Raw genomic sequence first — 21,279 nt, 5'->3', positions numbered from 1 at the left:
CAAGGACGACGGCCACCGCTTCTTTTTTTAGTGGTGACAAACGGAGCAATTGGTTTCACTGGCGATCTGGTGCGCTTGCATCAGGTCGATCGCCACGTTCGATGCGCCGGGCTCGGCGTCGCGCTCGGGGGCAGGGGGGGCGGGCAGGGGCTCCATCGAGAAGACTTTGTCTCGAGGGCGAATGTGGGGTTCGGGGTTGCGATGGCAGTCGACGCACCACTCCATGTGGAGCGTTTTGGCCCGCCACATCAGCGGCATCTCGTCGACGCGACCATGACACGAGACGCAGCCGACTCCCTTCGCCACGTGGATGCTGTGGTCGAAATAGGCGAAGTCGGGCAGGTCGTGAACGCGGGTCCAAGGAATCGACTCGCCGGTGCGGTAGCTTGCACGGACGACTTCCAGTTTGGGGCTGTCGGTCCAGATTTGCGAGTGGCACGTCATGCAGGTCGCCGTAGGCGGAATGCCGGCGAACGAGCTCGTCTCGACCGAAGTGTGGCAGTAGCGGCAATCGATGCCCAGGCCGGAGACATGATGCTCGTGGCTGAACTCGACAGGCTGCGGCCGGACGACGCCGACTTGCGTGGTGTACGACGAGCGGAAGATCAGCCAGATGAATCCGCCGACGCCAGCGAGGATGAACGCCGCGCCAAAAATGCTGGCGCGGGAGATGGTGTTCATGCTGGGATGAAAGATCTGTGGCATCGCGGCGACGCGAACGTTCTCTCTATAGCGCGTAGGTGGGATATCGCAGGCGGGAAGAACTATAATGCGCGGCGAGGGCCGCTCTCTGCAAGGCCCAATGGGGAGGACGGGACGGGACTTTCGGCGGGATTTTCAATTGTGCGTCAAGCCGCGAACGGCGCGTCGCCATCGAGCGCAGCGGACGATGCAAACTGCGCAGCTGCGAAGCCGTCCGTGGGCGGCGAGACAGCTTCGATCGCCATCCATGGCGCCGCACGTCCGCCATTGTCAGAGTCTTCGCTCGACTTGGAACGACGGATGCGACAATGCCTCTCAGTGGCATCCCCGGCAGTAGAAACGACTCAGCCGGATGCGCGCGGCGAGTTACACTTCCAGCAAGATGCGAGCTGGATTCTCGATGGCGTCCTTGATGCTCTTGAGGAACGTCACCGCTTCGCGACCGTCGACAATGCGGTGGTCGTACGTCAGCGCGAGGTACATCATCGGACGGATGACGACCTGCCCGTCGATCGCCACCGGGCGATTCTGGATCGAGTGCATGCCCAGCACGCCGCTTTGCGGCGGATTGACGATCGGGGTCGACAACAGCGACCCATAGACCCCGCCGTTGGTGATGGTAAACGTGCCGCCCTGCAATTCCTCCACCCGCAGGTTGCCCGACTGGGCCCGCTTGGCGAGGTCGGTGATCGACTTCTCGATATCGGCGAACGTCATTTCTTCGGCATTCCGCAACACCGGCACGAAGAGGCCGCGATCGCTGCCGATGGCGACCCCGACGTCGAAGTAGCGGCGGTAGACGACCTTATCGCCCTCGATGATCGCGTTGATTTCGGGGCACTGCTTGAGCGCATCGACCGCCGCCTTGACGAAGAACGACATGAAGCCGAGACGGACGCCGTAACGCTTCTCAAACGCCTCGCCGAGCGAGCCGCGTAGTTCTTTGACGGCGGTCATGTCGACTTCGTTGAAGGTGGTCAGCAGTGCGGCATTCTGGGTGGCGTCGAGCAGTCGCGCCGCAATGCGGCGCCGGACCGGGCTCATCGGCACGACCTCTTCGGTGCGATTGCCGGCGCCGACTTGCAGCGACTGGGCGTAATTGGCCGGCTTCGCCGTATGATTGATGGGCTGCGTCGCCATGGGCGTCGGAGTCTTGGCGGGTTCGCTGGGCGGCGGCTCGACCTTTGCGGCAGGAGTAGGAGCAGGAGCGGGCTTGGGCGGCTCTGGCGTCGGGGCGGGCTTCGGCGCCTCGGCGACTGGCGGGGCGGGGGCCGGCTCAGGAGCTTTTTCAGGCGCTTTGGCCGCTGGGGCCGCTGCGCTGACCTGGTCGAGGTATGCGATCACTTCGCCGACTTCGGCCGTCTCGCCCGCATGCTTGAGAATCTTCGTGATGACGCCCGCGCTCGGCGAGGGCACGTCGAGAGTGGCCTTCTCCGACTCGAGTTCGACGAGGTTCTCGTCGACGGCAACGGTCGAGCCTTCGCCCTTGTACCACTGGCCGATGAAAATTTCGGAGACCGATTCGCCGATCACCGGGACCTTCAGTTCGATGGACATGTTCAGATTCTCTGACAATGAGCGGCGGAGCAATCAGGCGAGGCCGCGAGTAGTGGTTGGCGTCTGGGGAACGGGCCGGGCTGGGCGACCGGCAGGGGCCGAATCAATCGGAAACCCGCGGCGGCGGACCGCCGCCGGGCGGAGTTTTATTCACGCAGTAAGGCGCGATCGACCAGTTCGGCCTGCTCGCGCTCGTGGGCCGTCTTCGAACCGGTGGCCGGCGAGGCCGAGGCGGGGCGGCTGATGCACTTCAGCGGGTACTGCAGGCACAGACTGTCGTCCCACATCGACCGCAGGAAACGCCAGGCGCCCATGTTTTCCGGCTCTTCTTGCACCCACACCAGCGGCGTGCCCTTCGGCAGCGGCGCCAGTGCGGCGAGCAGTTGGTTCATCGGCAGCGGATAGAGCTGCTCGATGCGGATGATCGGCGGACCTTCGATGCCAAGCGCTTGTCGGCGCGCCCGCAGGTCGAAGTAGACCTTGCCGGAGCAAAGGATCACGCGGGTGTCGCGTTGGCTCAGGCGGCTGGCCGACTCCGGCAGCACGCCATGGAACCGGCCGCGCGAGAGCTCCGCCATCGTGGAAATACATTCCTTGTGACGAAGCAGACTCTTGGGGGTCATCACCACCAGCGGTTTACGCCAGGGGCGGATGACCTGTCGACGGAGGCAGTGGAAGTACTGCGCGGGCGTCGTCGGGCAAACGACCTGAATATTGTCCTCCGCCGCGAGCGTGAGGAACCGTTCCAACCGGGCGCTGGAATGCTCCGGCCCTTGCCCTTCAAAGCCGTGCGGCAAGAGCAGCACGAGGCCGCTTAGCCGGCGCCACTTTACCTCGGCGCTGGCGATGAACTGGTCGATGATGACCTGCCCCGCGTTGGCAAAGTCGCCGAACTGAGCTTCCCATGCCACGAGTCCCTCGGGGCAATCGAGGCTGTAGCCGTAATCGAAGCCGAGCACGCCTGCTTCCGACAGCGGACTGTTGACGATTTCCACCGGCCCCTGATCGGGGGCCAGGTGGCAGAGAGGCATGTACTTATGCCCGTTCTTCACGTCGTGGAGCACGGCATGGCGCTGGCTGAACGTGCCGCGCTCGGAATCTTGGCCGCTGATGCGGATGCGCACGCCCTGCGTCGCCAGGCTGGCCAGCGCCAGCGACTCGGCGGTGGCCCAATCGAGCGGTTCCTCGCCGGCGGCCATTTGGCGCTTGCGCTCCATCGCCCGCACGAGCTTTGGATGGATGTGGAACCCCTCAGGAACGTGGGTCAGCTGTTCCAGTAACTGGACGAGGCGCTCTTGTTCAACGCCGGTGATGACGTTGGGCGCCTTCTCGAACGGTCCGCCGTAGTAGTTGGCCCAGGGGCCGGTGGGCGTGGGGTTGCTGAGCTGGAAGTCGCGATCCTTCGCCGCGGCGAAATCGGCCTCGAGCTTCGCATGGCGGTCTTTGGCGATCTGCTCGGCTTCGTCGGCGGTGATGCCGCCGAGCGCCAGCAGCCGCTTGAGGTAGCCTTCGCGCACCGAGTTCTGGGCGCCGATCGCCTGGTACATCAGGGGCTGAGTGAACGACGGCTCGTCGCCCTCGTTGTGGCCGCGCTGACGGTAGCAGTACATGTCGATGACCGCGTCGCGTTGAAATTCTTTGCGGAAATCGAGGGCCAGACGGACCGCCTGGGCCACCGCTTCGGGGTCTTCGCCGTTGACGTGGAAGATCGGGATTTGCAGCAGCTTGGCGACGTCGGTGGCGTAGGCGCTCGAGCGAGCTTCGGTCGGCGTCGTGGTGAAGCCGATCTGGTTGTTGACGATCACATGGAGCGTCCCGCCGACGCGATAGCCGGGAAGCTCGCTCATGTTGAGGACTTCCTGCACCACGCCTTCGCCGGCGAACGCGGCGTCGCCATGGACCAGGACCACCATCCCTTTGCGGCGCTGCACGTCGCCGTAACGGTCCTGCTTGGCGCGCATGCGGCCCATCGCCACGCCGTTGACGTATTCCAAATGGCTGGGGTTGAAGCAGAGCGACAGGTGAACCTTGTTCCCCTTGCCCGTCGTCCAATCGCCCGAGTAGCCGAGATGGTATTTGACGTCTCCTGGGCCGGTGCGCTGGGGCGACTCCAGGTCCATGAATTCTCGGAAGATCTCCCGCGGGCTCTTGCCGATGACGTTGGCCAGGACGTTCAGTCGGCCGCGATGGGCCATCGCGATGACGACTTCGCTGATGCCGTCGTTGCCCGCCTTTTCGAGCGCCATGTCGAGCAGCGGAATGAGGCTTTCGCCTCCTTCGAGCGAGAAGCTCTTGGCGCCGGTGAACTTGGTCTGCAGGAACTGCTCGAACGACGCGCCGTCGTTCAGCCGCTTGAGAATACGCAGCTGCTCCTCGCGCGAAAGCTCGGTGCGGTTCTCGGTCTCTTCCATCCGCGACTGAAGCCACTCGCGAATCACCAGATCGTCGATGTGCATGAATTGCACGCCGATCGCCCGGCAGTAGGTGTTCTGCAGCCAGCTGACGATCTCGCGGAGCGTCCGCTGTTTCGGCCCTTGCATCGTGCGCGTCGAGAAGACGCGATCGTAATCGGCTTCGGTAAAGCCGTAGTAGGCCGGGTCGAGTTCCGGCGGGCGGGGGCGGAACTGATCGAGCGGATCGATATCCGAAATGATGTGGCCGCGAACACGGTAGTTGCGAATCAGCTGATCGACGCGTTCCTGGCGCGCGGCGAGCTCTTCATGCTTGCCGTTGCCGTTGCCATTGACCGGGTATGCCGGATGGATGGGAGCCACCGGCGGGACCAGGGCGGCCAGACGGTGCGATTCCAGCACCAGCTTGGTTTCCGGGGCCGTCGCCTCGGTGAGCTTGGGATGACCGGGCTTCGGATCGGTGATCAACCGCTGATCGAAGACTGGCGCTGCCAGCGTTGGCGTTGAGCTCGTCAGCTTCGCACTAGGCGCCGCTAGCTTGGGCGTCGCGGAGGCGTGATTCGTCCCGTTGGCCAGCATGCCGAACAGCGCGCGCCAGTCAGCCGGCGCCGCGTCGGGATTGTCTTTGTACTGGGCGTAGAGCTGTTCGACGTAGTCGAGGCTCTGACTATTGAGTTGAAGTTGCGGACCGTCGACGTCCGCGGCTGGGGTGGCCATTTGCGATGGAGTCGGGCAATTGCGTTAGAAGGGCGCCGGTTGCAGCAATAAGCATAGTATATTTTTTGCCCTCCCGCTGGAACCGCACTAAGGGCCGATTGCCCCGGAAAGAGGGATGTTTTTGCCGCAATGTCGCCGCGGCCGGCATAGACAGCCCGCGAGATTTGTCGTGTGAGCGCACGCTGAGTTTGACAAAGCGCAGCGCCGGACCTACCGAGCGGAGCCTGACGCCATTTGCCACCGAGGAGGTTGCTTTCATCCCGACGACGCGAGTCGGCGGCGGGCGGCGGCGCCCGCGAGGCAATGGGCGTAAAAAGAGGCAGCGCGCCGGGGCGCGGCGCGAAGCTGCCCCGACGGGCGAGCGCTGGCGGGGGCTCGCCGCTTCGGTGGTTCACGCTCTGCAGCGGCCCGGACGGCTGCCTCTTGCGTCTGCTGCTGCCGGCCTGAAGGTCGCCGGTGTTACCGGTCTACTCAATTCAAGACGGCGTCTCGTTCGTCGTTCGTCCAGCGGCGGAGCCGGCGGCGTTACAGCTCAGTTCGTCTGCTTCGCGTCAGCGGCGACTGACATCTCTTCGATATTCGACAAGTGCCCGTCGAACGACGCCCCGGCGATCGACAGCAGCGTGGCGTCTCCGGCCGGCAGCAGGCGGTGGAAGAATCGCGGCTGCTTCAGCTCCAGCACGGCTTCCCACGACTTGCCGTCGTCGGCCAGCTTGTACAGCGACTTCTGCGTGCCGCTGGCGAACAGTTTGCCGTCGAGATTCCACGCCGCGGCGCCGAAGCCGTCCATGTCCTCGCCCGGAAGCTCGGCCAGTTCGGTCCACTCGCCGGTCGCGGGATCGAGCAGGCTCACCTGGCGGGAGATTTCCTGATCGGCGTCCATGCCGCCGAGGGCGACGAGCTTGCCGTTCCACTGCGCGGCGGCCAAGGCGCGACGGCGGAAGTTTGGCTTCGCAATCGGCTCCCACGCGCCTTGCGGATTGGTCAGGTCGAACGACCAGGCCGTGTCGAGCCATGCGCCCTTGCGGTCGCCATCGAGCGTCCAACCGCCGACGACGTAGAGCCGGTCGCCGATGACCACGGCATCGTGCGATGACCGCGGCTCGGGAAGCGGCGCCAGGGACGTCCACTTTTTTGCGGCTGGATCGAAGCAGGAAAACTCAGCAACCGAGTGGAGATCCTCGTCCTCGCCTTCGGCGTTTTTGGCGTTCAGCCCGCCGACGCGATAAAGCTTGCCGCCGTGGGCGACCAGCGGCAGGCCTTGCAACGGCGTTTCCATGGGCAGTTCCTCCCACTCGCCGCCGCCGTCGAGCTTGATGCGGAGAAACTTCTGCGACAAGTTGTCGCGGGAGTGTTCGTGCTCGCCGCCGGTGTGGCCGCTGTAAACGTAGAGGTACCCGTCGCAGACCGCGGCGCCGAAGCTCGAGACGGCCTCGGGGAGGGCAGGGTAGTCGCTCAGGGCCTGCTCGGCGTCGGCTGCCGGCTCCTCGTTCGCCGCGGACTTCTTCGCTGCGTTTTCACTGGCTGCGGCGCTCTTGTGATTGAACGTGAGCGTGCCGTAGTTGGCGACGCTAGTGTAGGCCTTGCCGTTGTGCTCGCCTGCTTCGCCTTTCTTCATCTGGCTGGTGATGACGCTCACCGGACCCGCGGCCACCTTGGCGAAGGCGGCGAGCCCCTTGGCGTCGGTCTTCGCTTCTTGAGTCTCGCCAGTCGAGTCGGTCAGCGCGACGCCGGCGTCGGCCAGCGGCTGGCCTTCCCAGGTGACGGCGATCGCCAGCCCCTCGTCGGAGGCCTTCGGCGCCACGTCGAGTTTCAAGCCCTGCGACGGCCCCGCCTTCTCCCACGCGGCGATCGTCTCGCCCGGTAGATGCTTGGCAAAGTACGTCAGCAGCATGCCGTGGTAGATGCCGTACTCGGCCGTCAGTTCCAACACGGCATCGTCGGCAACGGGTTCGCCGGAACGGCGGCCGACGAAATCATCCTCTTCGAGCGTTTCGAGCGCCACTTCCTGAGCGTCGTCGTCGCCCACGCGGCTGTGAAGCTTGGCAGCGGTTAGCGCCTCGGGCAGATGGTAGTTGCGCTCGTCGGGGCTCTCGCCGAAGAAGACCAGCGCCCGACCTTCGTCGTCGACTGCGAGCCAAGGGAAATGGGCCAGCGCGGTCGAATAGCCAGCGATGGAGAGCACGAGCGCCAACAGGGCGGTGCGATGCGGGAGGGCGGAGCGAATCATCAGATTTCCTTCTTGGGGCGAGATAGCGTATTGAGCGCGGCGCCAGTCGGGAGGCGTCGCTGCAGGATTCAACTTAGGGGCGTTAGTCTACGCGATGTTCGACCTCGTCGCCGGCGCGCGTCACGAGCGCACGGCGGATTTCCGGGGCCGAATCGTCGGAGAGCATGCGCACGGAGCCATCCAGCAAGACGAACTGGACGCCGCCGGGATGATCGCTGCGGAACGTGCGAGCGCTGATCGGCTTTTGGAAATTAACCGAATTGTTGTACGCCTGCGGAAAGCTGGCGGACATGTGTCCCCAGGAGAGGGCCCAGTAACCTTCGGCCCAGGTCTGATCGCCGAATTTAACCGTGCCGGCGAGCGTCGCGCATTCGCCGCCCGACCACACCCAGCCTTGGTGGCTGTAGTTGGTTTCGCCGACGAGCAGCGTATTGGACGCGCCGTCGGTGATGTGCTGCATCGACAAGCGATACTGTCCGTCGGCCGGCGGATTCTCAAAGGCGCCATCGAGCGCCGCGAAGTTTGCATAGTCGGTCCGCGAGGAAATCATGAAACTGGTCGGCCCCAGCACTTCGCCGCAGCCCGCGTCGGGCGCCTGCCGCATCATCGCCATCGAGGGGCACGTGTAGACGTCCAGCGGCTGGCTCGTGATGGGTAAATTGGCCGGGTCGTTCGACTTCTTCGTCAGATCGTACGCCGCGAAGCGACTCCCCTGCTCAAGGTACGGCAGCAAGAGCACAAAGGTGCTGCCGAGCTCGTCGTAATTCGTGTCGCCGAATTTGGGAGGAGGCAGGTGTTTTTGCGAGGCGGCGTAGTTTTGCGTCGCGAGCCCGATTTGCTTGAGCTTGTTCTGGCAACTCATCCGTCGGGCCGCCTCACGCGCCGATTGAACCGCCGGAAGCAGCAGTGCGATGAGCACGCCGATGATGGCGATCACGACCAGCAACTCCACCAACGTGAAGCCGCGGCGCGCCCTCAGATCGCGGGACGGGAGCAATCGCGGCCGGCGACGGCCAATGGCCGCCATCGCGAGCAGAGCGAGCAAGCCAGCAGCTGGCTCGGGGACGGCGGCGACTGCAGCAGATGAATTGCCGGCGCCAAACGCATTGCGCCAAATCACCAAGTCGTCGGCGTCGACCGCGCCATCGCCGTCGCCGTCAGCGCCCGAGCCGGCCGGAGATGCCCCGGCGCCGAAGGTCTGTTGCCAACGTAGAAAGTCGCCGCCGTCGACGGTTTGGTTGCCGTCGTAGTCGCCGGCCAGTCCGACCGAGCCCATCGCATAGTCGATGGCCAGCGTGGCGGCGACGCCGTTGAAGAAGCCGCCGACCGACTCCTGCATGAACCACTGCGGGTAAGGGAGCACGCCGAATCCCGGCTGGCTGGCCAGATGCAGCGACGACAGCATGAAGCCGAGGCCGCCGTCGGCGAGCGACGCTTGGACATAGCTGCGGACGCCCGGAGCATTGAGATCGAGCGTGAAGGTGAAGGTCGTTCGTTCCGGCAGATCGGCGCCGCGCGCGAGATTGGTTTTGCCGATCGCCCACGGCGTCGCATCGAACGGCGCCATCGTGCCGCCGGCAGCGGTCGCGCTGAAGCCGCCGGTCAGGTTATTGGCGACGTCGCGGTACGCGCCTGGCTGCGCGGGATCGCCGTCGACGGGATAGATGCGATAGCCGCCCGCGCCGTAGCCGTGGCTGAGCGAGTTGAACTTCTGCGGATCGGATGTTCCGTCGAAGTCAAATCCGGTGAGCCCGCTGCGGAAGCCGACGCCGTATAGTTCGATGGGCCGCTGGATGCCGCCGACGCCATTCTGCATGTCGGCGAGGAAGGCGGCACGACTGACGGGTTGATCTTCGTACTTCAACGTGCCGAATGTGCCGTTGTAGTATTGGACGGTGACGGCCACCGAGTTGATTTGGTACTGCTGCGGAGCGAGGCCGACGTTGATCTGGTCGGAGGTATCGAAGGCGACCATCGACATGCCCAGTCGCGCGGGGTTCGTGGCGGTCGACGGCACGAACTGGTTCGATCCGTCGAACGTGAATCCGCCGACGAACGTTGGCGCCGTCCCGCGTCCTGGCTCGTCGGCGTTGGAGTAATGGAACACGTCGATATCGGGGGCATTCCACGAAGCCGTCGCAGCCCAGGCCGCCGTGCTCCAAACGGCGATCGCCGCGCAGCAGGCCAGTGCTGCTGCGCGGGCGATCGAACGGCGTTTGCAGGCGATATCCATGTTGCCTATGAACCGTTGCCTAGGAAACGATTGCGTTTGCCTGAGGAGTGCTGATCGACGAACGTCGACGGCGAACAGCCAGACCAAAAGCGCCAGCGCTCAGCGCCATCAGCCCGGCCGCGGCAGGTTCGGGGACGACGCCGACGCTGACCGAATCGAGATCAAACGTGAAAGGGGTCGTCGAGCCAACCAACGCCGCGGGAATATTGACGCCAAACTGCATGTGGCCAATGTTCGACATCACAAAGCCGTAGCTTGTCCCTTCATACGACGGATCAGCCAACTGCGGGCTTGCCGCGGCGACGTCGAAGGTGAGCGGCGTCCACACGTTCGCGGGGACCGGATCGGAAAAATAACTCGCGCCGGGAAAGTTGGCCGGGTTGGCAAAGCGGGCGTTAAACACCAGGGGTTCTGGCGCGGAATGACGGACGTACAAGCTGACCTCGTTCACGCCAAGGCTGGCCCAATTGCCGGCGTAGGCGACGCCGCTCGAATTGAACTCGTCTTGGGCACGGAACACGGTGGCACTCGTCGCGGCGGGGTTGGTTAGTGACGAAAACGAAAACGTGCGCGAGACGTACGCGCTGCCGTCGGGACCGCCCGATGCGACAGGCGTCAGCGTCGTGGCGGTGCTGAAACGCCAGTTGGCGTCGCCGAGATTGAAGTTTTCGGTGAACGGCGGCGCGGCATAAGCAAGGGTCGAAAGGGCGGTCGTCAACAGAACGGCACAAGTTGTGTGGCGAATCATTAGCTAACTCTCCAGTGAGCAAAATCAGTGGTGCTGTCTCGATGGTCGCGAAACGCCTTCAACCGCTACGGTGGGACAGCGATCGAAGAAACTGCAAGCGGGAAGGCGCGGCGGGTCGGACTACATCGGTGGCTCCTTTCGTGGCGCGGCCGGCGATTCGAGTACCGCGTCCCGTTGACGCGGCGATTCGAACCTTGGCTGGCGTGCACCCCGAAAGGATGTCGAGCTGGCTGCGGCGGTCTTGATATCGAGTCTCAGTAGCGATAGATTATCGGACCTAACGAGCACGTCAATGGGGCTGAATCCCCAAAATGCGTGTTTTTCCCGCCAGCTACCGCCCGCTAGGGCCCTGCCAGCCAGCCGATTCCACTTCTGGAGCGACGAAATCATGACCGCGCAGGCGCCACGCGAAGACGCTGCCCGGCGGGCGACGCAGTTATATGAACGCGGTTTTTCACGCGCTGCCATCGACGTCCTTGAGGCTGAACTGACCCGCCGACCGGACGACGGGGCTCTCTGGAGGCTGCGGGCCATACTTCTGCAACGCGAGGGAAGGCAGGCGGAGGCTTACGAAAATATCCAACGGGCGTTAATGCTCGCGCCCCTTGGCTACGAAGGAATGCTAGTGCTAGCGGCCGGCGACTTGCGGCACGGGCGCCGTTCGGCCGCGGCGAGTCTGCTCGGCGACCTCGCCGCTGATCCAAACTTCCCGGCCGAATTGTGGGAGCCGCTGTACAACGGGTTGGCCGCACTCGAACGCTGGCAGGCCGCCCTCGCTGTCTGCCGGCGGGCCGGCCGCGTCCGCCCCGACGACGACGCGATCTGTTTCGCCGCGGCTAACGCGCTAGGGAGACTGGGGCGACCGCCCCAGCTCTCGATGGCAATGTTGCGTCGGGCGATCGGCCTCAACCCGGACGAACCGCGCTATCGCGTCGCGCTGGCGATGCTCCATATGAAGCTAGGCCAGATGGACCTGGCGTACAGCGCCTTCAGCGAGCTATCGCAACGGGAAGTCGACTCCCTCGACTGCCGCTGCTGCCTGCAGAAGGCGCTGAAGCTCTGCATCGAGCGGGGCGACGTTGTTCGCTCCGCGCGGGTTGCAAGCCGATTGGCAGCGCTATCGAACGTGCTACGGCACGGAGGGTCGGGCCCGCCACCCTCGGCAGGGGAGGCCTCATGACGTCCGATTCGCCTACGCCGCCGTTTTCTTCCGGCGCGGCGCCGCCGCGGGACGCGACCTCGGTTTCCCAGCCAGCGGAGCCGCGGAGCGTCGAGTCTTCCGAACTCTTCCAGGGCGCCCGCGTCGTGGCCATCACCCACGCCGGGGAAACCTATCGACTTTTGGTAACGCGAAACAACCGCCTCATTCTGCAGAAGTGACCTTGGCGTTGGCCTCGCCGGCGGCGGGGACGTTGAGGACCTTCAGCTTGAGGTCGCGGAACCGCACCTCCGTCGCCGGACCGGCGTGGAGTTGCAGCGCAAAGCGTCCGCGGCGCGCCCCTTCGGGGTCGTCGAGATCGACGCAGAGGTTGCCGTTGATCCAAGTCTGGATGCGGCTCCCTTCGGCGCGGATCTTGTAGTCGTTCCACTGGCCCTTGCGGACGTGCTGCTCGCCCGGCTTGTCCCAGAGAATGGCCCGGCCAAGCTCCTCATAGAGCTTGCCCCACCAGTCGGGACCGATGTCGGCCTGATAGCCGCGGGCTTCGCCATGCTCAGCTTCCTGACTGCGGAACTGGACGCCGCTGTTGCCGACGTCGTCGATCAGCTTGACCTGGAACGTCAGCTCGAAGTCATCGGCGGCGAAGTCGCTAAACAGGAACTCGTTCTTCTCCAGACCTTTCCCCTGGCTGCGCCCGACGATTTCGCCGTCCTGGACCGACCAGAGCTCCTGATTGCCGTTCCAACCGCTCAGGTCCTTGCCGTTGAAGAACAGTTCCTGATTGTCTGGCTGCGCGAGCACGGGGTTTTGCTCGCGTGCCTGCAGGTAGGCGAACAACGATGCGATATGATGCGGAGCGAACTGCTTGAGCTGATCGTCCGGCATCATCGATGCGTCGCTCAGCTGCTGCTGATCAATTTCGTCTTTCGGGACGACGATCGTCTCGGTCGGCGTCTGAATGGTGACCGACTTGTCGTCTTCGGCGCGAACCAGTCCCGAGATGACCAGCCCGTCGATGGTTTGGATGACTGTCTGCTGATAGTCCTTTGCAATCACCGAGCTGGGATCGACGATGTTCGACAGCAGGTACTCGACGTCGGCGCGGTTGGAACCAGTCAGGTCCGGCCCGATCTTGGCGCCGTGGCCGTAGAGAGTGTGGCACTGCTGACAGGTCTTCACAAAGACGGCGCGGCCGAGCTGCAGATCGGGCTTCGCCGGCGGATCTTTCAGCATCTCGCGCAACGCGACGATCATCGCCGCCTTGTCGGCCGGCGTGCTGCGCACCTGACCCCATGTCTCGGCGAGCAGCTTATCGAGTTCGGCGTTCTTGTGGTTCTGCAATTGTCGCACCAGATCGCCGGAAAGATCGGCCGCGGCGATCTGCTTGGCCTCCATCGCCTTGAGCAATTCGACGCCGTAGTCTGGGCGCGAGCAGAGCGTGGCGAGCGCGGCGCGCTTCGCGCCAGGCGACGCGTCGCCGTAGATCGCCAGGATCGCGGCGGGAACTTTCGCGTCATCGTACAACGCCAGGCCCGAAAGCGCCGGCTCGCTTAACTCGGGATCGGCAAGCAGCTTGAGCAGCGTCGGCAGCAATTCCGGATCCTTCACCCTCAGCAACGCGTCGAGAGCCTGCCGACGCGCCTCGGCGCCGGCTCCCGCGGAGTCGACGGCGGCCCGCAGCGCGGCCATCGCATGCTTGTCGCCGAAGGTCACGCCGAGGGCCGTCGCTTCGCGACGAACCTTTTCGTCGCTGCTCTGGGCGGCCTTCGCGGCGGCGGCGGGCCAGTTTTTCGGCTGAGCGACGTGACGCTGGCCCTGCAGCGCCTGCCGCATGCCGGCGACCACTTCGAGTTGTTCGGCGGCATCGTCGGAGTCGGCCACGGCCTGCACCAGCGACGCGAGCGCTTCGGCGCCGTCGATGCTTGCGATGCGGCGGATCATGAACTTCCGCAAGAGCGGAATCGTCTTGCCGCACGACAGTCCGAACTTCAGCGCGCGGTCAGGATCAGTCGCGGCCAGCGGTTCGGCGGCGTACCAGTACATCAGCGGCAGGTTATGATCGTCGGCGTCTTCCGCGTGGCGCGTGAGGGCCTCGAGCGCGGCCCAGCGATCGGCCGGCGCCACGTGCTGCAGCGCGGCGGCGATAAACAGCCGCACCACGGGCGACGAGTCTTGCCGAGCCATCGCGACGAACTGCTGCACCATTTCGGGCGCGGGCGTCTGGCCGCCGTCCCACGAGAGCTGGATCACCCAGCCGCGGACGTACGGCGACTGATGCTTTAGCAGCGTCGCGGCCAAATCGGCGGGCAGCCCGCCGGTGACGTGCAGGGCCCACATCGCCCGCTGAACGCGGGTCGGATCGGCGTTGTTCTTGGCGATGCTCACGAGTTCCTGCCGCGCCGCCTCGCTCAGCTTGCCCGCGGCGGCGCGCTCCTGCAGGAGCCGGCGCGAGTGGCGAACGTACCAATCGTTCTTATCGAGCGCGAGCTTCGCCAGCGCCACGTCGTCGAGCTCGCGCAGGTCGACCGCGGTCGCCTTCTTCTCGCCGTAGACGATCTTGTAAACGCGGCCGTTGCTGCGGTCGTGTCCTTCGATGTTGTTGTGATGACAGGCGTTCGTGTCGTACCAATCAATGAGGAAACAGTTGCCATCCGGTCCATAGCGGATGTTGAGAATCTGCGACGCCAGGTCGCCCGTCAGCAGGAAGTCTGGGCCGTGGCTGCCGACGAAGCCCGAACCGTGCGGCTTGAGGACATCGGTGTTCAGCCGCTGTCCGTGGATGTTGTTCATGAAGATGCGGCCGCGATACTCCTCGGGCCAGGCGCCGCCGAGGTAGATCATTGCTCCCGAGTGGGCGTGACCGCCGCCGGCGTCGTTCGACCGGCCGTTGCCGCCGTGGGGATTCTCGCCGACGTAGTGGCGATGGTCGGCGATGGTCTGAATGTCGGCGTAGGTGTACGGACTGAAGTGGTTGCCCGCCTGTCGCTGATAGCGCGCCCCTGGGATGTTGTAGTAGAGATGCGGAATGACGCAGGCCGTGCTGAAAGCTTGCCCGTTGTCGTCAAAGTCGACGCCCCAGGGGTTGCTTGTTCCCTCGGTGAAGACTTCGAACACATGCTGCGTGGGGTGGTACCGCCAGATCGCCGCGTTGAGCGGAATTCGCTGGTCGTCGGGCGTCCCCGGCTTGCCGATGCGCGAGTGGGTGAAGACGCCATGGCAGCCGTAAAGCCACCCGTCGGGTCCCCAAATGAAGGTGTTCAGCGTCTCGTGCGTGTCCTGATAGGCCCAGCCGTCGAGCAGAATTTCGGGTTTGCCGTCCGGCACGTCGTCGCCGTCGCGGTCGGGGATGAACAGCAGATACGGCGCGGCGCCGACCCAGACGCCCCCGAAGCCCAGCTCCAGGCCGCTTACTAGATTGAGATTCTCGGCGAAGACTTTGTGACCATCGAACTTCCCGTCGCCGTTCGCGTCTTCGAAGATCAAGATCCGATCACGACCTTGACCTTCGGGGGCGCGAACCGGGTATTCGTACGCCTCGGCGACCCACAGGCGGCCACGGTCGTCGATCGCCATCGCGATCGGCTGCTTCACATCGGGTTCTTGGGCCGCCAGGATCGCCTTGAAGCCTGGCGGCAGTTTCATCACGTCGACCGCTTTCTGGCCCGGCAGCCCGGCGTAGGGATATTCGTCGACGCTTGTCGGTCCGGCGGTGTCGCTGAACTTCGGCATCTCGTCGTGGAAGCGGAAGTGATCGAAGTTCACGTGCCCCCACCCGGCGCTGCCGAGGTCGAGGACGCGAATGTAGATTTCCTTCCCCAATTGCTTGGTGAGATCGACGCCCACCGGCGCCATGTCTTCGCTCATGCGGCCGCTGGCGTGGTGGAGAACCTTTCCTGTTTCCTTGTCGATGATCTGCACGCCCAACGCGCTGCCCGAGCCGCCGCCCACCAGGAAGCTGGCGTAAGGATGAGTCACCTTGAACGGAATGCTGGTCAACTCGCCCTGCAGATGATCGCCTTGCCCCTCGTAGGTCCCGATCCAGTAGAGCCCCTTCAAGTTGCTTGTGCCGTCCGGGATCCGTTCGTGCACGGTGTTCCCTTCGATCGGCTGATTGGCGAACGCCTGACCGGTCGCGGTCCAATCGGAGAGATTCCCCTTCTCGAAGTCGAGATTTAGCCGGCGGCCGTCCTCAGCCGTCGCGGGAAAGCCGTCGGCGCTGCTGGTCGCGGCCGACGTGCCGCTATTCGCGGCGTGCTCGCCGACCGTCGGCTCCTTGACGCCGTCGCGCAACTTCGGCTGCGACTCGTCCCACGCCTTCTCGTCGACCTCTTCGGCCTTGTGCGTGAAGACGAACGTTCCCTTCTTGCTGCCGACGATCACGTCGGGGAGCTTGTCGCCGTTGAAGTCGCGAGCGACGACTTGCGTGCCGACGCCCGAGTTGTTGTCGATCATATGAGGCACGAACCGCGCCGTGCCGTTGTCGCGCACCGTTTGGAACCAGTAGAGAACCGCCGGCTCCAGCGCCCCCGGGTCGTTCTCGGCGTGCGCCCACCAGCGCTTGCCGGTCACAATATCAAGGACGCCGTCGCCATCCATGTCGGCCAGGTCGACGGCATGCAACTGCGAGAAGGCGACGCCGTAATCGTTCTCCTCGGGCTTCTCGCCCATGATCTGGCGCTCGATGAACTTGATCTCGTCGCCGTCCTTCACCTGCTCAAACCACGACAAGCCGTAAGCGTGCGCCGCCTTGGAGGTGAGGACGTCGTTGTCGCCGTCGCCGTCGAAGTCGTAGGCGAACATCTGCGAGCCGCCCGGCTCGCTGAACTTCACTTCGTGGAACGTCCACGGTTCGCCCGTGACCTTTTCCGGTTGTTCCCACCAGCCATTTTGCTCCAGCAGGTCGCTGCGGCCGTCGCCGTTAACGTCGCCTACCCCGATGCCGTGCGTGAACCGCTGATAGCCGCGCACCGGCGATGCGGCCTGGAACTTCCACGGTTGCGTCGGATCTTCCGGGATTTCGGCGTAGCCAATCTGCCCGCCGGTCATGCAGACGAGTTCCGGCTTGTCGTCGCCGGTGACGTCGGTGAACATCGGCGACTCGTTGTCGGTCACCGCGAGCGCGACGTGCCGCTGCCACGGTCCCTCTTTCCCCTGCGGGTTTTCGAACCAGGACGTTTCCGCGCCCGGGAACCCGATGATCAGGATGTCATCCCAGTCGTCGCCGTTGAAATCGTGGGTGTAGGCGAGGAAGTTCTCGGAGTAACCGGCCGGGTCGAACGGCTTCGCCGGATAGTATTCTTTGCGTTCGAGGAACTTCGGCCCCGCGTACCAGTAGGGGCCGGAGACGATGTCGTTGACGCCGTCGTGATTGATGTCGCCAAAATTCGCTCCCTCGGCGAAGAACTCCTTCGAGAGTTGCTCCTTCTTGAAGGAGTGCTTCACGAACTTATCGTGATCGTCCCCGTCATGGGCCGTAGCCGACGACAAGGCGAACGCCGCTGAGAAGAGCGCGACTAGCGCGGGGGAAAGCTTCATCATCGAGGAAGTTCCTTAGAGTGTCAGTCAATTTCATCCATGCTAATCGTCGGAGGCGTCTGCGACGCCGATTTCGCTCTAAACCACCATCCTTCATGGTTTCAGCAAGTCGTCTCGGGTCGGCGACCGCCCGCAGATTGAATGGACAAGCTCAGATCAGTCGGCCCGCGCGTGCAGAACGACGTCGGACGCCCCCCGGCCAGCCGAGGAACGCCCCGGAAACTATCGCGTGCGAGTGAACTCTGGCAACTGCTTGATCGCGCCGCCGGCGAGGGCCGATTCGTGAGCCAGAATGCCGACGCACGTCCAGTTGGCGCTCGTCACGGCGTTCGGCCACGGATCGCGGTCGTCGACCAGCGCCCGCACAAACTCATTGACCAAATGGGGATGAGATCCGCCGTGACCGCCCCCTTGCAGGAATGACAGGTGCTCGGCGTCTTCGATCGAACGGGTGAACTTCTGAATCTCGGCCGGCAGCAGGTGGGCGTAATCCGGCGCTTCCACCTTGCTGGCGATCTCCGGCTCGGGCTTCTTCGCCGTGTGGATGATGTGGGGTTCGCCCTCGACGAGCGACCATTCGAACGATTTCTTCGTGCCGTAGACGTCGAAGCTTTCACGGTACTGGCGAGCCGTGTCGTAGAGGAACCGCCAGATGTGGGCGCTGACGTCGCTGTCGGCGATCTTGATGTGGCACGACTCGACGGCGAACGAGTTGCCCGACTTCTCGCGAATATCGTCGCGCACCCGTCCCGAGCCGAAGCAGGAGACGTACTCCGCCCGTCCGTCGACCAGTCCGAGCACCGGGCTCACGACGTGCGTGGCGTAGTGCATCGGGATCATCCGTTCCCAATACGCCGGCCAGCCGTCCATGTCTTGCGGGTGCGAGGCCTGCATGTATTGGATCTCGCCCAGCTCCCCCTTCTGGTAGAGCTCCTTGATGAACAAGAACTCGCGGCTGTAGACCACGGTTTCGGCCATCATGTATTTCAGGCCAGTGTCGGCGACCAACCGGCAGATCTTCTCACAGTCGGCAATGCTCGTCGCCATCGGCACGGTGCACATGACGTGCTTGCCCGCCTTGAGGGCCTCCATGCTCATCCACGCGTGATCGGGGATCGGGCTGTTGATGTGGACAAAGTCGATCTCCGGATCGGCCAGCACGTCCTCGTACTTCGTGTAGCGCTTGTTGATCTCCAGCGCGTCGGCCACTTTGTTCATCGCGGCCTCGTCGCGCCGACAAACCGCGACCACTTCCGCGTCGGGATGCTGCTTGTAGATCGGAATGAATTCGGCCCCGAACCCGAGACCGACCATTGCCACGCGCACTGGTCGGGTTGCCATATCGCCGCCCCTTTGGAAGCCAGAGAGTTGTTCGCGAACCGCTTGCCGCGAGAAGGTAAGGAGAAGTCCCCAGAATATCGATCCTAACCAGCCGTTTCGCAAGCCAGAATGAGAAAAAGCGCAGAAGAGATGCGATCTTTTACACGAACGATTAAAACGGCGCGGCCGCCGAATTAAACTCCAGCAATCGCTAACTGAGGCGTCAATCGACCAAATAATCGGGCCATCTCGGCCGGCTCAAAATAAAAACGTTCCCTGCCAGGCGCCAGGCGCCCAAGAAATGAAACTCGGGAATTGAACCACGACGGCACGACGAGCGCAACGGAAGATGCGGATGAGATGAGTAGAAAAATTCAGGGGAACGCTAATCTTCGCTGATCGAATTTCCATTAGCGAGGAGTCGTGCCGATGAGCATTCCCTCTTCCTCGCATTCTCTTGGCGCTTGCCGGCTCAGTTTTGTTTTCTCCGCAGTTGTTTGAACTCATGCGTAAACGACGCTCCGTCGCCCTGTTGCTCGAAACGTCGAACGCCTACTCGCGTGGGCTGCTCGACGGGATCATCGCGTACCAGCGCGAGCACGAGCTCTGGTCGATCTACATCGGCGAGCAGCAGCGCGGCGCCAAGCCGCCGTTGTGGTTCAACAACTGGCAGGGAGACGGCATCATCGCGCGGATCGAGACCGAGGCCATCGCCACGGCCGTCAAACGATCGGGTCTCCCCGCCGTCGACGTTTCCGCCGCCCGCCGCGTCCCCGAACTCCCGTGGGTCGAAACCAACGATCGCGAAATCGCCCGCCTGGCTGCGTCGCATCTCACGGAACGCGGCTTTCGCGAGCTCGCCTTTTATGGCGAACCAAGCTTCAACTGGTCGCAGTGGCGGGAGGATCACTTCACCGAGTTCGCCCGGCAAAGCGGTTGCAACTGCCAGGTTTTCCGCGCCGCGTCGCGCGTCGAAAAGGGCTTCTCTTGGGCCCGCGAACGCCGCCGGCTGATCGCCTGGGTGCGCAAGCTTCCCAAGCCCATCGGCATCATGGCCTGTTACGACTTTGGCGGCCAGCAATTGCTTGACGTTTGTCGTGAGCTCGACATCGCGGTGCCAGAGCAGGTGGCGGTCATCGGCGTCGACGACGACGCCCGCTTATGCCGCCTCTGCACGCCGCCTCTCTCCAGCGTCATCCCCGACACCCACCGCGCCGGCTACGAAGCGGCCAAACTCCTCGATCAGATGATGGGCGGGGAGCGGATCGTCGGCGAGGCCATACTTATCCCGCCCCGCGGCGTGGCCCAGCGTCAATCAAGCGACGTCTACGCCGTCGACGACGCCGATGTGGTGTCGGCGCTGCGGTTCATCCGCGAACACGCCTGCGACGGCATTTCCGTCGGCGACGTGCTGCGCGTCGTTCCGCTTTCGCGGCGCATGCTGGAACATCGTTTCCAAAAACTGATCGGCCGGACGCCCCACGCCGAGATCATGCGGATTCGCATCGAACGAACTTCGCGGCTGCTGCGCGAGACGGACTTGACGCTTGCCGAAATCGCCCGCCGCACCGGCTTTCCGCACGCGGAGTATCTGTCGGTCGCGTTCAAACGCCAAACCGGCCAAACCCCGCGCGGCTACCGCCGCGACAGCCGCACTTCAGTGCGATAAAGCCGCGACCGGCGGTCGCGGGGCGGCTAACGCAACAGCGACCCCTTCTCGCGAGCCACGTCAACAATCCGGCTAGTCGACGCCTCGTAGGCGGTTCCTGGCCCGACGATGGGGCGAGATCTGTTGGGAGGGCGGCTCACAACTTCAGGACGAAGCGTAAGCCACGCGACCAAACCCACAGGGAATCCGCTCAGTACTAACAGAATCACAAGCCAACCTGACTTGCCTCGTGATTCGCCGTCCCGATAAGCCCAACTGGCGAATAGATATATCAGATAAGCCGGAACTCCGATTAGCACAATCAAATAGAGTGCTGCGGCATTCATGCGGCTTGCATCCTCAATTTAAGTAGCTGAATTGCAACAGACTTTTCGAAGCGTGGAGTGTAGGCTATCCAATTTTCGCCCGCAAATGCGGAATAATCACCCGTGGCACGAACCGGGCGAGTTCTTCGTCGCCGGCGAGCGAGGCGATCTGCTTGATGAGCGAACTCGAGACGTGCGAGTACTGATCGTCGGCCATCAGGAAGACTGTCTCGATATCGGGGTCGAGCTGTCGGTTGGCCAGCGTCATCGTGAACTCGGCCTCGATGTCGCCCAGCGAGCGTACGCCGCGGACGATCACCCGCGAGCCGCATTCGCGGACGAACCGCACCGCCAGCCCCGAGAACATCTTCACCTCGACGTTCGGCAGATGCTGCGTGGCGAGCTTAATCAGGTCGACGCGCTCCTGCGCCGTGAAGAGCGACTGCTTGTCGATATTGTGTCCAACGCCGACGACGAGGTCGTCGACCAGCCGGCTGCTGCGCTCGATGACGTTGAGATGTCCCAGCGAAATGGGATCAAACGAGCCGGTGTAGACGGCGCGGCGGGACATGGCTGTGGGTTCCGAGTCTGAGAAACGGACGGCGACCGGGCAGAAGCTATTCTCATTCCCCAATCGCCTCGCCGCAACATGCAGCGCATGCAACTTCCATCAATGCCGGCGTGCTTGGCGGT

Annotated in this window: 12 protein-coding genes; 3 read left to right on the top strand and 9 right to left on the bottom strand. The window is 63.8% G+C overall.

Going from position 1 to position 21,279, the window contains the following annotated elements:
- Positions 1-27: 27 nt before the first annotated feature.
- The 6 genes from I41_RS19745 to I41_RS19720 all read right to left on the bottom strand — a co-directional run bounded on the left by I41_RS19745 (position 28) and on the right by I41_RS19720 (position 10,598).
- A complete protein-coding gene (locus I41_RS19745; protein ID WP_145434649.1) occupies positions 28-705 on the bottom strand; it encodes a cytochrome c3 family protein in 678 nt (225 codons plus the stop codon).
- A gap of 363 nt (positions 706-1,068) precedes the next feature.
- On the bottom strand, positions 1,069-2,259 hold the full coding sequence (odhB, locus tag I41_RS19740; RefSeq protein WP_145434648.1) for a 2-oxoglutarate dehydrogenase complex dihydrolipoyllysine-residue succinyltransferase: 1,191 nt from the start codon (positions 2,257-2,259) through the stop codon (positions 1,069-1,071).
- Between the two features lie 146 nt (positions 2,260-2,405).
- On the bottom strand, positions 2,406-5,387 hold the full coding sequence (locus I41_RS19735; protein ID WP_145434647.1) for a 2-oxoglutarate dehydrogenase E1 component: 2,982 nt from the start codon (positions 5,385-5,387) through the stop codon (positions 2,406-2,408).
- Positions 5,388-5,919: 532 nt separating this feature from the next.
- Entirely contained in the window at positions 5,920-7,617 is a 1,698-nt protein-coding gene (locus I41_RS19730) for a Kelch repeat-containing protein (RefSeq protein ID WP_145434646.1), read from the bottom strand.
- An 82-nt stretch (positions 7,618-7,699) separates the two neighbouring features.
- The gene (locus tag I41_RS28355) at positions 7,700-9,850 is read right to left on the bottom strand and encodes a DUF1559 domain-containing protein (RefSeq protein WP_145434645.1); all 2,151 of its coding nucleotides are present in this window, start codon (positions 9,848-9,850) and stop codon (positions 7,700-7,702) included.
- A gap of 19 nt (positions 9,851-9,869) precedes the next feature.
- Positions 9,870-10,598: a PEP-CTERM sorting domain-containing protein gene (locus tag I41_RS19720; RefSeq protein ID WP_145434644.1), complete on the bottom strand. Its 729-nt coding sequence runs from the start codon at positions 10,596-10,598 to the stop codon at positions 9,870-9,872.
- A 388-nt stretch (positions 10,599-10,986) separates the two neighbouring features.
- On the opposite strand from I41_RS19720, the gene I41_RS19715 reads away from it, so the two are divergent.
- Both I41_RS19715 and hemP read left to right on the top strand, forming a co-directional pair.
- Positions 10,987-11,778 (top strand): tetratricopeptide repeat protein, encoded by a 792-nt coding sequence (locus I41_RS19715; RefSeq protein WP_168207039.1) that lies wholly within the window; start codon positions 10,987-10,989, stop codon positions 11,776-11,778.
- Positions 11,775-11,978 carry a hemin uptake protein HemP gene (hemP, locus tag I41_RS19710; protein WP_145434642.1) on the top strand — a complete coding sequence of 68 codons (204 nt, stop codon included), beginning with the start codon at positions 11,775-11,777 and terminating at the stop codon, positions 11,976-11,978. Before I41_RS19715 ends, hemP begins: the two co-directional genes overlap by 4 nt.
- Here hemP and I41_RS19705 read toward each other — a convergent pair.
- Positions 11,962-17,295 carry a PVC-type heme-binding CxxCH protein gene (locus tag I41_RS19705; RefSeq protein ID WP_145434641.1) on the bottom strand — a complete coding sequence of 1,778 codons (5,334 nt, stop codon included), beginning with the start codon at positions 17,293-17,295 and terminating at the stop codon, positions 11,962-11,964. The two genes, hemP and I41_RS19705, sit on opposite strands and share 17 nt — an antisense overlap.
- Before the next feature lie 219 nt (positions 17,296-17,514).
- On the bottom strand, positions 17,515-18,633 hold the full coding sequence (locus I41_RS19700) for a Gfo/Idh/MocA family protein (protein WP_145434640.1): 1,119 nt from the start codon (positions 18,631-18,633) through the stop codon (positions 17,515-17,517).
- A 484-nt stretch (positions 18,634-19,117) separates the two neighbouring features.
- Between I41_RS19700 and I41_RS19695 the strand changes: the two genes are divergently transcribed.
- Positions 19,118-20,281, top strand: coding sequence for an AraC family transcriptional regulator (locus I41_RS19695; RefSeq protein WP_145434639.1), 1,164 nt, complete (start codon positions 19,118-19,120; stop codon positions 20,279-20,281).
- A gap of 390 nt (positions 20,282-20,671) precedes the next feature.
- On the opposite strand, the gene coaD is transcribed toward I41_RS19695, so the two are convergent.
- On the bottom strand, positions 20,672-21,157 hold the full coding sequence (gene coaD / locus I41_RS19690; RefSeq protein WP_145434638.1) for a pantetheine-phosphate adenylyltransferase: 486 nt from the start codon (positions 21,155-21,157) through the stop codon (positions 20,672-20,674).
- Between the last annotated feature and the right edge of the window lie 122 nt (positions 21,158-21,279).

The organism is Lacipirellula limnantheis, from assembly GCF_007746075.1.
GTDB classification, from domain to species: Bacteria; Planctomycetota; Planctomycetia; order Pirellulales; family Lacipirellulaceae; genus Lacipirellula; species Lacipirellula limnantheis.
This window is presented reverse-complemented; position numbering and strand designations above follow the sequence as displayed.

Excerpts from the sequence above, each read along its gene's own strand:
- I41_RS19745 (WP_145434649.1), bottom strand. The coding sequence starts at position 705 with ATGCCACAGATCTTTCATCCCAGCATGAACACCATCTCCCGCGCCAGC.
- odhB (WP_145434648.1), bottom strand. The coding sequence starts at position 2,259 with ATGTCCATCGAACTGAAGGTCCCGGTGATCGGCGAATCGGTCTCCGAA.
- I41_RS19735 (WP_145434647.1), bottom strand. The coding sequence starts at position 5,387 with ATGGCCACCCCAGCCGCGGACGTCGACGGTCCGCAACTTCAACTCAAT.
- I41_RS19730 (WP_145434646.1), bottom strand. The coding sequence starts at position 7,617 with ATGATTCGCTCCGCCCTCCCGCATCGCACCGCCCTGTTGGCGCTCGTG.
- I41_RS28355 (WP_145434645.1), bottom strand. The coding sequence starts at position 9,850 with ATGGATATCGCCTGCAAACGCCGTTCGATCGCCCGCGCAGCAGCACTG.
- I41_RS19720 (WP_145434644.1), bottom strand. The coding sequence starts at position 10,598 with ATGATTCGCCACACAACTTGTGCCGTTCTGTTGACGACCGCCCTTTCG.
- I41_RS19715 (WP_168207039.1), top strand. The coding sequence starts at position 10,987 with ATGACCGCGCAGGCGCCACGCGAAGACGCTGCCCGGCGGGCGACGCAG.
- hemP (WP_145434642.1), top strand. The coding sequence starts at position 11,775 with ATGACGTCCGATTCGCCTACGCCGCCGTTTTCTTCCGGCGCGGCGCCG.
- I41_RS19705 (WP_145434641.1), bottom strand. The coding sequence starts at position 17,295 with ATGATGAAGCTTTCCCCCGCGCTAGTCGCGCTCTTCTCAGCGGCGTTC.
- I41_RS19700 (WP_145434640.1), bottom strand. The coding sequence starts at position 18,633 with ATGGCAACCCGACCAGTGCGCGTGGCAATGGTCGGTCTCGGGTTCGGG.
- I41_RS19695 (WP_145434639.1), top strand. The coding sequence starts at position 19,118 with ATGCGTAAACGACGCTCCGTCGCCCTGTTGCTCGAAACGTCGAACGCC.
- coaD (WP_145434638.1), bottom strand. The coding sequence starts at position 21,157 with ATGTCCCGCCGCGCCGTCTACACCGGCTCGTTTGATCCCATTTCGCTG.